The organism is Pseudomonas sp. PS02302, assembly GCF_029959585.1.
GTDB classification, from domain to species: Bacteria; Pseudomonadota; Gammaproteobacteria; order Pseudomonadales; family Pseudomonadaceae; genus Chryseomonas; species Chryseomonas aestiva.
Genome location: NZ_JASCON010000214.1, coordinates 1 through 206, shown reverse-complemented (window position 1 = coordinate 206; position 206 = coordinate 1). Strand labels below are relative to the sequence as shown.

1 pseudogene is annotated in these 206 nt (G+C 63.1%); it reads right to left on the bottom strand.

From position 1 onward, the window contains the following. Positions 1-206 (bottom strand): annotated as a pseudogene (locus tag QMX82_RS25815) (hypothetical protein); the annotation flags it as partial.

The window sequence follows — 206 nt, the reverse complement described above, 5'->3', positions numbered from 1 at the left end:
GCCGGCAGCACATTGCCGCCGATGTCCTTGAGCTTGAGAAACACGGTAAAGGGCAGCACGAAGCGGTGGATGCCTTTGGGGCCGAAGCCTGGGGCCTTCACCGTCCGTACCGAGAGCTTCTTGCCCCGGGCCGTCTTGTGCGATTGGCTGTCGCGCTCGGTGTAGATGTCCTTGAGCACGCCGTGGTCGCGCATGAACGACATGGC